The 17,942-nt window shown below is 55.1% G+C and carries 10 protein-coding genes; 3 read left to right on the top strand and 7 right to left on the bottom strand.

The features are described 5' to 3' along the window. Positions 1-90: 90 nt before the first annotated feature. From IPJ96_03860 to IPJ96_03840, 5 genes are all read right to left on the bottom strand, one after another. Positions 91-1,350, bottom strand: a complete 1,260-nt coding sequence (locus IPJ96_03860; protein ID MBK7909484.1) for a T9SS type A sorting domain-containing protein — start codon at positions 1,348-1,350, stop codon at positions 91-93. 84 nt (positions 1,351-1,434) lie between these two features. Continuing rightward, the gene (locus tag IPJ96_03855) at positions 1,435-2,970 is read right to left on the bottom strand and encodes a T9SS type A sorting domain-containing protein (GenBank protein ID MBK7909483.1); all 1,536 of its coding nucleotides are present in this window, start codon (positions 2,968-2,970) and stop codon (positions 1,435-1,437) included. Positions 2,971-3,036: 66 nt separating this feature from the next. Next, complete coding sequence (locus IPJ96_03850) at positions 3,037-5,805, bottom strand: TonB-dependent receptor (protein MBK7909482.1); 2,769 nt, start codon at positions 5,803-5,805, stop codon at positions 3,037-3,039. A gap of 89 nt (positions 5,806-5,894) precedes the next feature. Next, positions 5,895-10,925: a CotH kinase family protein gene (locus IPJ96_03845; protein MBK7909481.1), complete on the bottom strand. Its 5,031-nt coding sequence runs from the start codon at positions 10,923-10,925 to the stop codon at positions 5,895-5,897. Between the two features lie 143 nt (positions 10,926-11,068). Further along, positions 11,069-11,566 (bottom strand): biotin/lipoyl-binding protein, encoded by a 498-nt coding sequence (locus IPJ96_03840; protein MBK7909480.1) that lies wholly within the window; start codon positions 11,564-11,566, stop codon positions 11,069-11,071. A 56-nt stretch (positions 11,567-11,622) separates the two neighbouring features. On the opposite strand from IPJ96_03840, the gene IPJ96_03835 reads away from it, so the two are divergent. The 3 genes from IPJ96_03835 to IPJ96_03825 are packed head-to-tail and all read left to right on the top strand — an operon-like array spanning position 11,623 to position 16,091. Then, positions 11,623-14,247: a M1 family metallopeptidase gene (locus tag IPJ96_03835; GenBank protein MBK7909479.1), complete on the top strand. Its 2,625-nt coding sequence runs from the start codon at positions 11,623-11,625 to the stop codon at positions 14,245-14,247. A 1-nt stretch (position 14,248) separates the two neighbouring features. Continuing rightward, positions 14,249-15,355 (top strand): acyloxyacyl hydrolase, encoded by a 1,107-nt coding sequence (locus IPJ96_03830; protein MBK7909478.1) that lies wholly within the window; start codon positions 14,249-14,251, stop codon positions 15,353-15,355. Positions 15,356-15,359: 4 nt separating this feature from the next. Then, positions 15,360-16,091, top strand: coding sequence for a DUF2807 domain-containing protein (locus IPJ96_03825; protein MBK7909477.1), 732 nt, complete (start codon positions 15,360-15,362; stop codon positions 16,089-16,091). Between the two features lie 70 nt (positions 16,092-16,161). On the opposite strand, the gene rnhA is transcribed toward IPJ96_03825, so the two are convergent. Both rnhA and kbl read right to left on the bottom strand, forming a co-directional pair. Then, a complete protein-coding gene (gene rnhA / locus IPJ96_03820) occupies positions 16,162-16,620 on the bottom strand; it encodes a ribonuclease HI (protein MBK7909476.1) in 459 nt (152 codons plus the stop codon). 105 nt (positions 16,621-16,725) lie between these two features. Next, a complete protein-coding gene (gene kbl / locus IPJ96_03815; GenBank protein ID MBK7909475.1) occupies positions 16,726-17,931 on the bottom strand; it encodes a glycine C-acetyltransferase in 1,206 nt (401 codons plus the stop codon). Positions 17,932-17,942 lie beyond the last annotated feature (11 nt).

Raw genomic sequence — 17,942 nt, 5'->3', positions numbered from 1 at the left:
GTTTCCTGCCTACGCTAAAGCTTCGAAAGGCAGGCAGGCGGGTTTCAGGTTCCGTGTTCCGAGTTCCAAGTTTCGAGTTGGGCGGGCCGGTTATTTGCCCAGCAGTATCAGCACTTTCTGACCTATTTCCTGCTCTTTCTCGTTCATCAGCCGAATGAAATACATCCCGGCCGGCAGACCGGACAGGTCCACGGCCCGATCGCGGAATTCGCGGGAGTTAATGACAACACGTCCTTGCGGATCGACCAAACGAAAGGAAGCGGCTTCTGCCGGAAGGTTCTGCCATTGGAAACGGCCTGCTGCCGGATTCGGAAAGATGCTCCAGTCCGCTTTTTGCAGATCCTGAACACCGGTAGTCGGAAACGTATTCGCGAGCGGTTCCGGGTCGGCAGGCGTGCAGCCGAGTTGGCGATAGAGGAAATTGCTGACGAAGCGAATGGTTGTGTCCATGTATGCGGCATCGATCGCATAGGGTACGTGATCGGCACCAAAGAACGTGTACATGGTATTGTCGAGTCCGACGAGGTTCCCTTGTTCGGCAACCGGATAGCTTCCATCCACGATCATGATCGGGAAGATCCCGGCCAGGTAGATCATGTCGGTTCCATAGGGGACTGTATTGTCCACCGTTCCGTGCATGCTGCAGAGCGGTTCATCGCCGGGATGAATCCACGTCTTATTACCCAACGCGCCACAAAGATTCACGACGGCTTTGATCTCCGATGAATACCCGGGATTACCGCTGTTACCTTCCATACCGCCGAGCGCGACGGTGTCGATCTGAGACGGCAGTTCCGCGGGATCATCGAGGTAAGCGAGGTGCAACGCGGTGAAAGCGCCGGCGGAGCTCCCCCCGCCGAAGATGATATCGGGATCGATCCGATAGGTATTCGTTGTGGCGGCATCCTGCCGAAAGAAGCGCACAGCCGCCTTCATATCCTGTACCGCCCGATACACGGCGCGTACCGCGTTCGCTTCCGCGATCGGAAACGGAATACCGATTCGGTAGTCGATGGAAGCACAGACATACCCTCGTTTAGCGAAACGGGTACAGATCTCCACAACGTCGTTGTCGAGTTTCGACCCGGCAATGAAACTACCGCCATGGACCATGACGATGGCCGGCCGGTAGGCCGCAGTATCACCGTCCGGTTGGTAGATGTCCATCTTCAACTGAAGCGTCTGACCATTGGCGTCAACGTTGGAACCGTAAATCACATCGGATTGAACCGTCACGTCCGGGAACAGCTCGGAATCGTAACGGCCGGAGCCGCAATCGATGATCGTTTGGGCGCTGGCGTTCCAGGCCAGGGAAATACCGAATGCGAATAACAGTAGTGATCGAAGCATGCATGAAGGTAATGAATTACCAATACAAAAAAAGAAGGCCACCCGTTCGGGGTGGCCTTCCAATCATCTCGCTTCAAGTAGTAATTATTGCAGCACCACTTTGCGCACGACTTCGCCGTTGGAGAAGCCGACGCGTACGGTGTAGACACCTTTTGAAAGTCCGGCGGCATCGACCGGGTTGAGACCGCTGAGATCCGGACGAAGATCGCGGACGATTTGTCCGGTCAGATCAGCCACGCGGATGTACGAAACAGCGTCGGCAACCTGACGAAGGTCGACGGTGAAAGCGCCGGCCGAAGGATTCGGGTAAACCGAAACCTGCTGATTCAATTGACCCAGATCGGTAATGCCAACGTTTAGGCCGAGACACTGGATCATACGCGGGTTGACGTAACCCTGAATGGTGTCGATGTAGGCCATTCCTTTGGCTTTCGACATATCCGGGTTGGTCAGTTTGGCGTTCTGATAGATCTGCGTTCCGGCAGCTTGTCCGAGACCGAGGGCGATGGCAACCTGAACAGTAGTGGTTGAATCGAACCACTCCCAGGGACCAGCCTGCGGCGTGGCGAAGAGGAAGGGGAACAGTCCATCCTGACCGTTGTTGTTAAGGTCGGCAGCCGCCGTGAAAGGATCAGTGAACGTAGCGGAAAGGAAGCAATCGTTGTTACCCAAGGCATTGGCACGTGTAACGATGGTCTGGCTACCGCTTACGTCGACAACCGGGTCGCCGGTGGTCGGAACGATAACCGTACCGTCTCCATAAGGAGCGAACGGATCGGTTACCGGATGGAAACAAACCATCGGTACGTCACCGGCGCGCAGCCAGGAGCTGTCGCCGAGCGCGCCGCCGCAATTGAAGACGAATGCAACATCGGTCGAACGACCGGGTGTATTGTTCGGGTTATTGAGGCCGGGTGTTCCGCCGTAGCCTTCGATATCACCCCAGAGGCCGGTGTTCACATAGCTGGAACCCGCGACGAAGCCATAGGACGCATTCGTAGTGCTGCTGATGAACTTCGGCAGGTTGAAGTCGGCCGTATCCTGAATGGTAGCATAGGCAAGCGCGATATAACCGCCGGAGCCCATACCGCCGAGGATGATCTTGGTGGTATCGATACCGTATGTGTTGGCGGTCGCCACATCATTCTTGATGTAACGGACACAAGCCTTGATATCGAGGATACTCCGGTAAACAGCCTGGAGCAGGCTACCGGTACGGATATCCTGTCCGGCAGAACCGACGGCCTGCGGGTTCCAGCCGGTACGGTAGTCGGCGGAGATGGCCACATAGCCGCGGCGTGCGAAGCGGCTGCACATTTCCACGATGGCGCTGTCGCGCATCGAACCGGTAGGCGTCTGGTTGATGATCGCCGGCAGGAAGCTGCCGGTGTGGAGCATGACCACGACCGGACGGCTGGTTTCGACGTCTCCAACGGGAGTATACACGTCCATTTTCAGCTGAACGCTGGTAGGTGTGCCGGTGAGAACACTGAAGTTGTCACCATAAACGATGTTCTGCTGTACAGAAACATCGGAAAAGATTTCCGTTGAGTAGCGTTGCGCAGACGCGAACTGCCAGAGGGAAACCGCACACAAGATCAGAAGTAGTTGTTTTTTCATCCGAGTCAGGTTAAGATAGGAAATGCAATTTACGGAAATTCCGATTCCGGAACGGAATGGCCAAGGTCAATTTTTCTGAAGCTCCACTAAAATGGAAGCATAGGCCAGGCGACCCGTTTCCGGTCCGCCGTAAACCGTAAACCTACGCTGATTCAGCACATTGGACGCGCCCACCTTGAAGGTCGCGTGAATTTTCGGCACCCGCTTGGAGATCTGGGCATCGACAAAATCATATTGCGGCACATAGCCGGTGAACTGGGGAGAGCCCTCAAAGCGGAATCCTTCCACCCACTTATAGTTAATGCTGAAGCCGTAATTCCGGAGTCGAAGTCCAAGCACCTCAGCCTCGATATCACGACCCGAGATCCCGATATTGTACTTGTTTTCCGGCGTATTGTATGCCGGGATCAACGGATCGGATGAACTCTTTTCCAAACGATTGAAGGAATAGTTGCCGTTGATCGTCAGGAACTTTCCCAGAAAATAGCTCAGGCCAATGGAGGTACCATAGGTCGATACCGATTCCGATGCGTTGGCGGCGATCCGGTAAATGTTGTTGATGTAAATGAGCGAAGCGCTCGGGATCACCGTTACATCGGCACCGACCTGGTAGCCGATAAAGTCGGTGTAGCTGCTGTAATAACCGACCAGGTCGACGAAGAGGTTCTTCCCGATCGTTCCCCGGTAGCCGAGTTCTACAGTACGCACTTTCTCGGGCTTGACCGGATCGAGATTGAAATACTCCAAGGGGGTTTGGTTGATGAAGTAATCGAGCAGGGACGGGACCGTCACCAGAGAATCGTACCCTTTCGTATTGCCCAACAGGACCGCACGACCGACATTGTAATAGAGGAATTGGTCAGCGAGTGTGGGATTCCGGATAGCGGAGGAAAACGATACGCGAAGGATCTGGTTAGGCTTCATGGTATAAACCGCCGAAAGAGCCGGTGAAAAGAGCGCGTCGAAATTCTCGTTCTTGTCGAAACGCGCTGTCAGGTTGAGTTTCAGCTTTTCTCCGATTCCCTTTTCGAAACCGGTATAAACCCCAAACTCCTGATTGGTGATCCGACGTCCGGCAGTATCGGAAAAAATGGTTCCATCCGATGACGGACGATACAAGCGGAAGTTTCCACCCAGGGTAATGTCCATGAACGCCGGTATGAACTTGTACTCGCCCTGAGCATGGTAGAGCGCCGACTTGTCGTAAAACCGTGAACCACCTTCCGAATAGGACTTTCGCGAGGTAATGCCGGCGAACGCAGTATCGAACGCCATCGTTCCGGGCGCCAGAAACGGATCATTCAGATTCGAGGAGCCAACACCATCGGCGTATGCACGCGAGATGTTATGATAGGTCACGAGTGAATCGTAATAATTCTCCAGGAGGAAGGGGTTGATCGCCGCTACGTAATCTTCATACCGCGGGTACTGGGAAGGTTGCGGATAACCGGGATACGTGATGATCCGACTGCGGAAGGATCGGTACTTGGTATAATAGTCGTTGGCCCAGTCGGGATCACTCTTGGCCGTACGTTGCAACAGCAGCGCAGTGAAGTACGCGTCGTACGATTTACCCGCATCCTCGTTGGTAGCATATAGCCGCAGGAAATACTTATCCGGCTTCCTTAACTCGATCCTATTCTGAAAAAACAGGATGTCCTTCAAGCTGTAACGGTTATCCCCCTGATAAACGGTGGTGCCGGTACCGAAGCTCGAAGCCAGGATGACTTCCACCGAGTCCTTGATCTTGTAATGAAAAGCGACATTCGTCTTGAGGTTTCGGGAGTTGTAGTCGACCAGGTCGCGCTCCCAATAGCCGCTGCGGTAAAAGCGGCCGCCGCCGGGATACAAGGTAATGGCACCGGTCAGGTCCATGGCGGAATTGTACTCATCGCCGTAACGATTCACCGCATCGTAGCCGCCCGGATTTGTGATACCGTCGCGGGACTGCTCGGTTGGATCGGCATTTTCCGCTTCCCAATCGTTCGCTTTCATGGCAAACAAGTTCAGCTTGTAACCGAATTTCTCTTTGCCCTCCTTATTCCTGAACACCTGCGCCCAGCGAACTGAAGCTTCCAGCAGATTTCGTTCACCGGCTTTCACGGAAACCTCCAATCCAGGCTTGATAAACGGACTGCGGCTGGTGATGCTGATGACACCGTTGAATGCATTGGGGCCATAAAAGGCAGTGCTTGCGCCGGCGATGAGGTCGACTTTCAAGACATCGAGTTCGGGAGCTCCAAGAAAATTGCCCAGCGAGAAATTGAGGCCAGGCGATTGGTTATCGACCCCATCGATCAATTGCAACGAACGAACCGGAGATGTGCTGTTGAATCCGCGGGTGTTGATGACCGTAAAACCCAGCGAAGCAGTGGTCATGTCAACTCCTTTGAGCGTACCGAGTGCCTGATAAAAGGAAGGTTGCGGACAATCCTTGATCGCGATGATGTCCATCGACTCGACCGTCAGCGGCGCCTGTTTCTGCTTTTCGGAGATGCGGCTGCCGGTCACCTCAACACCTTTCAGTTCGACCTCTTTCGCGCGCAACTTCAGCGTGATCGGCTTATCCAGACTGGTGACCTGCGTTTCCAGGTTTTCATACCCGACATAGGTGATGAGGAGTGTGAAAGGCAAGGCCGGTGCCGGGCTGATCTCGAACCGACCATCGAGGTCGGTGGCAGCCCCACCCTTTCCGTCTTTGATCTGCACGATCGCGCCGATTACCGGCTCGTTGGTTTTTCCGTCACGGATGGTGCCGGAAACGGACTGTGCATTTGCCCGAAAAGTCAGCAGGATAAAAAGCCCCAGGAGGGCGCAGGATACTCCCTTCAGCATAGCGTTGGATCGGTCTTCCAACCAAACCTACGCTTTGGGCGCCAATAAAGCAATGTATTAAATCAGGCTTTTTGCACAGCAAGCGTCCATTATCGCTGGATAACCAGCGTACCCGCCTGCGAACGCTGCCCGTTCAGGAATCGAAACTGATACAGTCCCGGCGCCAGTTGTGGGGATTCCCACCGGAAGCGGTGTACGCCGGCAGCCAAACGGTCCCGGGCCACCACGGATACCAGTTGCCCTGTCATGTCGAAGATCTCCAGCCTGACATCCTGTGTAACAGCCAGCGAAAAGAGGAAGGTGGTCGCGTCGGAGAATGGATTCGGATACACATAGAGCCCCGACTGAAACGCCACTTCTTCGAGGCCCACGGGACCGTCGAGGACTTCGACGCTGTCGCAACGACTGCATCCACCCGAATCCGTTACACAGACCACATACCAGCCGGCAACCAACGCGCTGATCGAATCAGCCGTACCGGTGACCGGGCTCCAGTCGTATGCATACGGAGGTAATCCACCGCTCACATCAACCGATGCGGTACCGTCGGCACAACCCTGACAGGAAGGATTGGTATGAGCAACGGTCAATTGCAGTGTATCCGGTTGCTGCAGGCTGATGGTTTGTGATATGCCACAACCATTGCCATCGGTGATGAGGACCTGGCAGTCGCCTCCGCACAGATTATTCACCTGCCGGGTCGTATCTCCGTTGCACCAGGTGACGAAATACGGTTCAACGCCACCGGCAATGGTCACTTCACCATGTCCGTCACAATTCGTTGCGCAAAGCGCGTCAACTCCGGTGACGGTGGCCTGAATGGCCGCGGGTTCCGTGATTGCCGCACTTCCCTGGGTCGTACATCCGTTGGAGTCCGTAACGAAGACCTGATACGTTCCACCCGTCAACCCGACCGCGGTATCGTTCACTTGTCCACCTGGTGTCCAGTTGTACGAATACGGCGGCACTCCGCCTCCAACTTCCGCGAAGATGCGACCACTTGCAGCGCCCGCACACAACACATTTTCGGTCGTAAGCAGTATGGCCAGCGGCGAAGGTTCCTGCACTTGAGCCAAAATGGAATCCCGGCAACCGTTCGCGTCGATGACCAGCAATTGGTAGATACCCGCACCGATGTTCGTCAGGCTGGATCCGGTGCCGGCAGTGCCCGTCCATTGATAGTTGAATGGAGCCGCGCCGCCGGATACGGAACAGAAAACCGCGCCATTTGTGTCACCATTGCAGGTAACGGAACGGCTCGAGTCGACTTGCACGTGCGGGACCGGCAACGCATTCACGGTTACATTCCCGGATCGGGTACATCCGTTTCCATCGGTTACCACGACTACATAAGTTCCCGGTGAAAGGCTGTCTGCTGTTGCGGTTGTATCGTTCGACGGGAACCAACTGAATGTGAAAGCTCCCGAACCACCGGAAGGAATCACGGTTGCAGTGCCGTTCGTCGCGTTGCAGCTTACCGGTGTCGATTGCATATTAAGGTTGATCACCGGCGGTTGGGTGATCGAGGCTGCTGAGGTCGTCGTACAAGCATTCGCATCCGTAATCGTAACCGTGTAGTTACCGGCCGGCCGGTTGCTGATACCGGTAGTTGTCGCATTTCCCGGGTTCCACAGATAAGTGTAAGGCGACGTTCCACCTGTCACTGTCACGGTAGCAGCGCCGGTTGAGGCTCCAAAGCAACTGACTGCCGTGGTGCTCGTCGCTGCCTGCAATACATCGGGTTGGGTAATCGAAACCGGAAGCGTTACGGTACATCCGCTGACATCGGTCACTTGCACGGAATAGTTACCCGCACTCAACCCATTCAGGGTATTCGTCGTTCCGCCTCCCGGTGACCAGGCATACTGATACGGCGGCGTTCCTGATGTTGCGGTCACGGATGCGGATCCGTCGTTACCACCGAAGCACTTGACCATCGAGGCGGAAGCGAGTGTCAATTGCAAACCACCGGTGCTGCCTACGGTTACCGTATCTGCCATAATACAACCATTGGCATCCGTTACAGTAATGATATAATCTCCTGAAGCGAGTCCGCTTGCCGAAGCGGCATTGCCTCCGGAAGGAAACCATGAATACGAATAAGTGCCGGTGCCGCCGGTGGCAGTCACCTGAGCCGTACCGTTGCTATTCTGACAATCGGACGGAGTAGCGGCTGATGACAGAACCAGTTTGGAAGGTTCCGTTACCTGCGCGCTACCTCCTTGGGTGCAACCGTTGGCATCCGTAACCGTGCAGGAATAAATGCCGGCAGAAAGTGCAAGCCGTATGAATCCGGTATCGGACGATCCTGCCCAACTGTACTGCAAGGTGCCGGTTCCACCGGATGCCGTCAGGATGATTTGGCCGTCACTGCCTCCGTTACAACTGGCCGGGGTCGCGTTGAAGGATAGTCCGATCGGTGGTGGAGAACCGACGATTGTCGTTGCGCTTCGGGTACAACCGTTCGCATCGGTGATAGTGACCGAGTACGAACCGGCTGACGCATTGTAAAGGGTGTCGTTGGTCGAGCCACCGGGTGACCAGGCAAATGAATATCCTCCGGCGCCACCGTTCACCTGGACACTTGCCTGTCCTGTCGTGCTCCCGGCACAGCGCACATCGCTTGAACTGACGGTCGTTTGAAGCGCAGACGGTTCCGTGATGTCGATGGAGACATAAGCCTCGCAATTGTTGGCGTCCGTCACACGCACGGTGTAGGTACCCGCAGCGAGATTGCCGGCCGAAGCGGTCGTGCTGACGTTCGGTGTCCAGGCATACGCGTAAGGGGCGTTGCCACCTGTCACGCTGATGGCGGCGGAACCATTCGAGCCGCCGGCACAACTGACCATGGAACTGGATGCCAAACTGACCGTCGGCGCAACGGGATTGATGATGGTCGCGGATGTGGTTTTCGTGCATCCGTTCGCATCCGTAACCGTGACTGTATACGTACCTGCACACAAGCCGGTAGCCGTTGCAGCGGTTTGTCCGTTGCTCCAGGCATAGGAGTACGGTGCCGTTCCGGCGGATGGCGAAGCGGTGGCGGTACCGTTACAGCCGGCCCCGCTGCAATTGGAATTCGCCGTACTGATTCCCACTGACAGTGGTGCTGGCTCCGTGATGGTGACCGTGGTCGTACGGGAACAACCGATGGCATCCTCCATCGTTACCGTGTAATCACCGGGACAAAGATTGAAAATCGTATCCTGCGTCAGGCCATTGTCCCAACTATAGGTCTTCGCATACGGGCTTGTTCCATTTCCCAATGCATAGCCGTCGCAGGCATCGGGGCAACTGACATTGTGTTGAACAACCTGTACCGTGCAATTGCACCGGCCGGGCAGGTTACTGTCGAGCCAGGAAAGCCTTCTCGTCACCCAGTTCTTGAGGTTCTGCACTTCTCCGGCATAGGTCGTGGGATACGGAGAAGGGTTCGGCCAGACGTATTGACCAAGGATCGGCCAGACGGTGAAATTCCAGTCCTTCGATTCGTCGATAACCGCGGTGATGGAATCGATGATGGCGAAAATGTGCTGCTGACTCAGCACGTTCTGCCGGTAATCCTGCCAGCGGCACTTGAGTTGATTCGTGTAATTCGTATCCTGCAGCAATCGCTGCCACCAAAACGGGACCTGGTAGCCGTCGCCGGTGCAAGAGAACAGATAGGCCCAACCGGTCGTATCATCACCGCCGCAATAGTTCGCGTTCCCCCAAGCGATGTCATAATCCCAAACGGGTCCGGCTTTCAGGGTCTTGTTCTTGTCTTTATACAGATAAGAACTGATACGGTAGCCATCGACATTCTTGCTCAACTCGTTGCAGAAGAAGTAATCGATCCAGGAACCGTTTCCGATGTATTTCTGATAACCGTTAATCGGGTCCATGAACGCGGACGATGATAGGGCGTCCTCAAAGCTGTCGACATAGGCTTGTATATACGCCTTCTGCTGCAGGGAAATACTGTCCGGATCCGGATAATCATATTGCAGATAGGTAGTCTGACCGTTCGGGTGATTGATCGGGGGATAAGGGGAGGTCCAACCTTCGCCGCCACTTCCGGTGGTCTTATCGACTTTAAGAATATATCCACCGGTAATGTCCGGAGCGGTATTCTCCCACGGATGTAGTCTGTCGATGTCGACCCGGTCTCCATCCCGCTTGATCGACTCCATCAGCACGTAGATGCCGATGTACTCACCGTTCAGGACCACATCGACGTACCGGGTACGGGCGGCGTAATGCCCCATCTCCGTGGAAAGTTGGTACAAGAGTACGTTGCGGCAAAACGATTTGTCGGTGTAGTTGGCACTGAGGATCCAATCATGTTCCGACGGCATGCCCAGCAGGGCGACGTTGGTATCGGTAACACCGTTCGGCATCCGTGTTTCAAAGCCATACGACTTCTTGGGGAACGACTGCGAGGACGATCCCCGGATCTCGATCGCGATCTTTCCGTTGTATTCGTTGAACGGATCGTTCAAATGATTGCGTTGCCCGATACCGTTATTCACGATACCCATGTCGCAGATGATCTTCGGGTCGTCGGGAATCGACTGCCCGTTGGTGTTGATGACAACGATGGGAAGATTGGAACCGGAAAACAGGAACGGTCGTGCGGGGTTACCGCCAAAATTGATACTCCAATTGATCAATGAGCCGGTAATGCCGTTGTTGCTGTCGTCGATCACGCGTAACTGCCAGGTGCCGTTACCGTTTTGCCCGTTGTTGACGTTATACAGGGTTCCTTCCGGACGGTACGTGCCTGTGAAAGGCGCGGAGCCGCTGGTGATCGACGTAGCGGCGTCGTTGCGGAAGATCGTGTTGGTGAAATTGGAACCACTCGTTCCGCCATTGTCGGTGGTCAACATGATGAGTGTACCATCCGGCGCGGCCAGGAAACAATCGATATCGCGGGCACGGCTGTGATTGATATTGATCGTCACCGATTCGAGCCCGAAGGTGTAATCCACACTGGCGGGAGAGAGTCCCGAAACGCTGATGTTGAAGCGGGAAGTATCGGACAGGGTGATGATACTGCCACCGGTACCCGAAAACGTTTGCGCGGATGCGAAACGCGTAAAGGCGATCAGCAACAGCACAAGGAATAGCCGAAGTTTCATGCGAGAGGGACAGAAAAGTTACTCAAACCGGAACGAATGGTAGATCCGGAGACTACAAGGCAAAAACCCTGTTTCTTTAAAATTTTACGAAAAAATGCAGGAAAGTTGTCTGAAAAAGGGCGAAAATGTCCCGTTTTTGCAGTTTAGTGAAGCGAAACCATGACCTGGTTTTTCTCCACTTTATCGCCCTTATTGACACTGATTTTCCGGATAGCCCCGTCAGCCGGAGCTTTGATGACATTCTCCATCTTCATGGCTTCCAGTACCAGAATCGGGTCGCCCTTTTTAATTGACTGTCCTTCGGCAACAGCGACATTGAGCACCAGACCCGGCATCGGCGCCTTGATGTCATTCACCTTTTTACCTGCGGTGATGTCGATTCCCATCTCGCGCAGCAGATCGTCATACTTGTCGCGCACATTCAGCTGGTAAACGGTATTGTTCACCTTGATCGAGAATGATTTCTCCTCGAAATTCGCTTCGATCAGTTCGGCTTCATAGGAACGGCCCTTGTGCAGGAGATGAAACTTCCCTTTTCGGTATTCGAGCATGTCGGGATGCATCTCTTCACCGTTCACGCTTTGGTGGCGGGCATCGTACGCGACCTGGTATTCTCGACCGTTGACGGTTACCTTGTACATGGGACGGCAAAGTTAACCTAAAATTCAAGTCCGGGCCAGCCCTTATCTTTGATGCAATGTCTGTTCCTGCGCCATTTATCCGGCTTTCCCTGCTGTCCGTCGCCCTATTGCTCGTTGCCTGCTCGGGAAGCCGGCAACTTCCGGCATCGCCTCCTGCGGCCGTCTCCTCGAAAACAGAGCCGAGAAAGCAGCAGGAAGCCTATGCAGCGAAGCCAAACCGGATCTGGGACCTCGTACATACACGACTCGAGCTCCAGCCCCGATGGGACAAACGGGAGATCGACGGTAAGGCAACACTTTTTCTACATCCGCACTTTTACCCGACCGACAGCCTTGTGCTGGACGCGAAGATGATGCTGGTTAAACAGGTAGGACGTATCCGTGCGCAAGGTGATACGCTGCTGCTACCGTTCCGGAACGACAGCAGCACGATCCGGCTGAAACTCGATACCGTTTTCCATCGCGACAACCAATTGGTGCTATGGATCGACTATACCGGCCGGCCGGATCTTCGCACGGGCGATGGCTCACGGGCCATTCGGGGAGAGAAAGGTCTTTACTTCATCAACCCCGACGGAAAGGATCCCAACAAACCGACACAATTGTGGAGCCAGGGAGAGACGGCCCATAATTCCGTCTGGTTCCCCACCCTGGATGCCCCCAATCAAAAAACGACCCAGGAGATCTACCTCACGGTGGACACTTCTTTCGTTACCCTTTCCAACGGTTTATTGCTCTCACAGCAACTGAACGGAAACGGAACACGCACCGATTACTGGAAGCAGAGCCTCCCGGCGCCCCCCTACCTCACGATGATCGGCGTCGGGCGTTGGTCGGTTACACGGGAACGGTGGAACAACATCGAACTGAGTTACTATACCGATCCCGCCTACGCGCCTTATGCCCGCCGTATCTTCGGAAAGACTGCGAAAATGCTCGACTTCTTTTCGAACAAACTCGGATACCCCTTCGTCTGGGAAAAGTACGCGCAGGTTTGCGTACACGAGTACATCAGCGGTGCCATGGAAAACGCCACCGCGGTCGTGCACGGCACCGGCATCCAGCAGGACCCACGACAACAACTCGACTACGACTACGAAGATGTGATCGCGCATGAATTGATTCACCACTGGTTCGGCGATCTGGTGACCTGCGCATCCTGGAGCAATGTCGTACTCAACGAAGGCTTTGCCAATTATGGCGAATACCTCTGGCGGGAACACGCGTACGGCAGCGACGATGCCGACCGGCTCAACATCGAGGACCTCTCTTCTTACCTGGCGGCCACGAGCAAATCGGATCCACCCGCCGTTCGCTATCGGTACGAAGACGCGGAGGACCTGTTCGACGCCGTATCCTATAACAAGGGTGGGCGCATCCTGCACTTGCTGCGGAGGCAAATCGGCGACGATGCATTTTTCGCATCCCTGAAACTTTATTTACAACGTCATGCGTTCGGTAACGTGGAGGTGGATGACTTCCGGCAGGCGGTGGAAGAAGTCACCGGCGAAGACCTTCATTGGTTTTTCGATCAATGGTACTTCCGTCCCGGTCGGCCGATCCTGAATGTCGACTACGCCTGGGACGAATCAGCCCGGTCGATGAGTGTAACGCTCGAACAGCAACAATCGATGGAGGAACATGCCCCCTATCGACTGCCCATGTTGATCGATGTCTATACGGTGAACGGCAGGAAGAGCATTCCAGTCGACTTCAACAGCGCGAAGCAAACCATCCGCATTCCGCTGGAACAGGCACCTGAGTTGGTCAATGTCGATGCCGATAAACGCATCCTCTGCACTCGGCGAGACAATAAACCGAAAGAATGGTTGCCCTATCAGTATGCGCATGGTCCCCGGTATTATGACCGCTGGGAAGCGGTAAGTAAACTCAGCGAAAACTATGAGGTTGCGTCAGCCGGCGGGAAAACCATCTTTTCCGCCTTGCAAGACCCCTATTGGCGCATCCGGAAAAAAGCGGTCGAGTCGATCGGCACCTGGATGCAATCGCGTGCCGACACGGCACTACCCGTAGTGAAACGACTTGCCACCGGCGATCCGGAGTCTGCCGTGCGATCGGAGGCCTGGCGCAGTTTGCGCCGCTTCGCCGAGTACGACGACTATGCGGAACTCGTTCCGTCAGGTCTGCGCGACAGCAGTTATGAAGTCTGCGCGAAAGTGTTCGAACTGCTGAAAGAAAAAGATCCCGCCTTGGCTGCGCAGCAGGTACCACAACTGGAAAAAGACAGCGGCAATGCCATACTGGAAGTGATGGCTGCCTATTTCGCTACCGACGAACAGCACGACCGGATCGGCTGGTTTACGCGGGCGTTGCGTCAGGCGAAGGGTTACACGCGCTATGGTATTGTCAACAATTTCAGCAAGTATCTATCCGCGCAGCATGATCTCGAGCGTCAGCGACAGGGTGCGGATCAATTGGAGGAACTCGCGCAAAACGCGACCGGGCGTTATTTCCGCTCGGCAGCCGTTTCAGCTTTACGCTCCTTGAAAGCGACGGTCGAAAGCAGAACGAATACGCTGGACAAGGAACTCAACCAACTACCGGTCACCAATACGCCTCAGATCGAGCGATCCCGAAAAGAACGCGACCGCAACGAACACCGTGAATTACTGGACCGGCTGGAACGTACGCTGGCCACATTGGATGCCACCCGCCCTTAAAATGCGTCTGAGCCCGCTGATCTTTCTGCTTTTGATTTCCGCTACTGCGGCCGGATCATCCTTGGTCGACAGTACCGATGGCCGGTACGGCTTCGAAGCACGGCTCACGTATGGGTTCCTCGTCGCACACCGTCCGAACCTGCGGCCACTGCAGGAACGACATCTTCGTTCGATCGAATTCTCGCTCCTGGTGCCGACCGATGGGCAGAGGGGTTGGCAACAGGACTTCGCCTTTCCGGAAAAAGGTCTTCAGCTAGCGTTTTTCGATCTCGGCAATGCCGAACGACTCGGCCTGGGTGTAGCGCTCTATCCCTTCCTCGATTTTCCGCTGGCCGGTCAAGGCCAATGGAAATGGAGGCTCCGGTATGGAATGGGACTTGGATACGTGCAACGGAATTTCGACCCGGAAGTGAACTATAAAAACACGGCCATAGGCTCGAAGCTCAACGGCGTGATCCACTTCGACTTGCGGGTACGTAAGCGTTTCGGAAGAGGGGCCTTGGAAGGCGGCCTGGGCATCACCCACTATTCCAACGGCGCCACGGCCATGCCCAACCTGGGCATCAACCTGGCAGCTGCTCACTTCGGGTATCTGCAGTACTTCGGAACGAAATCGCCGAAACACCATATCCAGTTGTTGCGGGTACGCTCAGGATTTTGGGCCACCGCTTTTGCGTCGGCTTCCTGGAAAGAGATCTATCCGCCGCTTGGCAGAAAGTACCTGGCCGCTTCCGTTTCCGGTGACCTCTTCTATGTGCTCAGCAATAAGGTCGATGCGGTATTGGGCGCCGATCTGTTCTACGACCAAAGCCTGCGGGTACGGATGGAAGCAACGGAAAAATCACCGCAACCCGGCTCGACTAACCTGCGGCCGGGTGTTCATACGGGCTTACAGGTGCTGGTAGGCAAGTTAGGCTTGTTGTTCAACCTTGGCTACTATCCTTACACCCGTTTCCAGGAAGACGGCCGCTATTTTCACCGGATCGGTTTCCGTTATTACTTTCCCAGGCTCATCGCGGTGATGAACCTAAAAACCCATTACGCCCGCGCGGATTTCGTCGAATGGGGTATCGGCTGGCGTTTCCGCTCAACATCCAAAACACCCTGAGGGCATGCTGCGTTCATTCCTGTTCCTGCTCCTGCTCAGTCTCGTGGTTTCCTGTGGAAAGGATCACGAGTTCGATTGCTTCAAAAGCACCGGGCGTACCGCGAGCGAACACAGGCCCTTGGCTTCCTTTACGCGCATACAACTGGACGACAACATCGACCTGGTGTTACGACTGGACACCACCTGCTTTGCGGTAGTGCAAGCCGGTGAAAACCTGATCGACGGCATCATCACCGAAGTGGAAAACGGCACCCTCTATCTGCGCAACGAAAATCGCTGCAATTGGGTGCGCAACTTCCGTAAGCCCGTCACCGTGACCATCGGCATGGGGCAACCCGAACTCATCACCTACTACGGATACGGCGATATCCATTGCAACGATACGATCCGACAGCACGATTTTATGTTCAACTGCTACAACGGGTCGGGCAGCATCTGGCTGACGTTGAACACCGATCGCTCCTACCTGCACCTCAACATCGGCCGCGCCGACCTGCATGTCTCCGGGCGAAGCAATGTTTCGTTTGTGTCGCTGAATGATGTATGCGTGGTCGACAACCGTGCGCTTTCCACCGACCTTTGCTACCTCCTGACCAAATCCACAGGCGACTGTCGTGTGCGGGTTGAACGGGAACTGGAGGCAACGGTCGAGTACACCGGTAACGTGTACTACTCCGGAAATCCAGGACGGGTGGCCGTTTCAGGAAATGGAACCGGACAGGTAAAAGCGGAATGATCCAAATTTGATTATCGGCACGCTTACTTCCGACGGGGAATAAACATCTCGCAGCTCTTAGCCAGGCAGCCTATTCTCCTTTCGACTCCTCATAGCCATGATCAACTTTCAGGTCGGATGCCAAAGCCGCAGCCACCGCCAGTTCATCGCAGCGGTTGTTGAGCGGATTGCTGGCATGGCCTTTCACCCAAACAAAGCGCACCTTGTGCCGGCGATAAATGATGAGAAATCGTCTCCAGAGGTCGGGGTTGGCCTTCTTGTCAAAACCTTTTTTCTCCCAACCGAACAGCCAGCCCTTCTCCACGGCATCGACCACATACTTTGAGTCGGAGTAAACGGTAACCTGGCTACCGGGATTCTTCAGCGCTTCCAGCCCCTTGATCACACTCAACAACTCCATGCGATTGTTTGTCGTCAGCCGGAAGCCTTCCGACAACTCCTTCCGGTGATGTCCCGCCATCAGGATCACCCCATATCCGCCCGGACCCGGATTACCGCGCGAAGCGCCGTCGGTGTAGATGGTGATCATGCGAGGGACGAGGGACGAGGGACGATGTGTAGGGTGTTCAGGTTTCCTGCCTTCGCTAAAATTCCGGCAGGCAGGATTCACTGTTTACTGTTTACTGTTCACTATTTACTGTTCACTGTTCACTCCCTTCAACACCCCCAACTCCTTCCCCACCTTCGTAAACGCTTCAATGGCACGATCGAGGTGGTGGCGTTCGTGGCCTGCGGAGAGTTGTACGCGGATACGGGCGTTGCCCTTGGCGACAACCGGATAAAAGAAACCGATTACGTAAATACCTTCTTCCAGTAATCGCGCTGCGAACTGCTGGGCGAGCGGGGCTTCGTACAGCATGATCGGCACGATGGGGTGCTCGCCCGGCTTGATGTCGAATCCGGCAGCGGTCATGCGTTCCCGGAAATACCTGGTGTTCTCCCATAGTTTATCACGCAGGGCAGTGGTCTCCGTCAGCATGTCGAGCACGGCGATGGATGCCCCTACGATGCTTGGTGCGAGTGAATTTGAAAAAAGATACGGGCGTGAACGTTGCCGCAGCATGTCGACGATCTCTTTGCGTGCGCTCACGAAACCGCCCATGGCGCCGCCAAGGGCTTTGCCAAGAGTTCCGGTCACAATGTCGATGCGCCCCATCACACCATGGTGTTCATGCGTACCGCGGCCTGTTTTACCCATGAAACCGGAAGCGTGACATTCATCGATCATGACCAGGGCCTTGTAACGGTCGGCCAGGTCGCAGATCTTGTCGAGTTGGGCAATGGTTCCATCCATGCTGAACACACCGTCCGTCACGATGATACGATGGCGCAAATGCTGCGTGGCCTGCAGGTGCTGTTCCAACTCGGCCATGTTGTTGTGCTTGTAGCGGAAACGCTGCGCTTTACAGAGCCGCACACCGTCGATGATCGACGCATGATTCAGCTCGTCCGAAATGATCGCGTCCTGTTCGTTGAATAGCGGCTCGAATACCCCACCGTTCGCGTCGAAGGCCGCCGCATAGAGGATGGTATCCTCTGTGCCGAGGAAAGCGGAAATTTTCTGTTCGAGTGTTTTATGAATATCCTGCGTACCACAGATAAAGCGGACGGACGACATCCCGTAACCGTGCGAATCAATGGCGGTTTTCGCAGCGGCGATCACCTTCGGATGCGAAGACAACCCGAGGTAATTGTTCGCACAGAAGTTGAGTACGTCTTTTCCGTTCGCCCGGATCTCAGCGCCCTGGGGTGTGGAAATGATGCGCTCCTGTTTGTAGAGGCCGGCGGCCGTGATTTCTTCGAGTTCTTTCCGGAGGACCGGTTGCAGCGTTTCGTACATGATGCAGTTAT

Source organism: Bacteroidota bacterium, from assembly GCA_016713765.1.
Classification (GTDB): domain Bacteria; phylum Bacteroidota; class Bacteroidia; order AKYH767-A; family 2013-40CM-41-45; genus Pollutiaquabacter; species Pollutiaquabacter aromativorans.
This window is presented reverse-complemented; position numbering and strand designations above follow the sequence as displayed.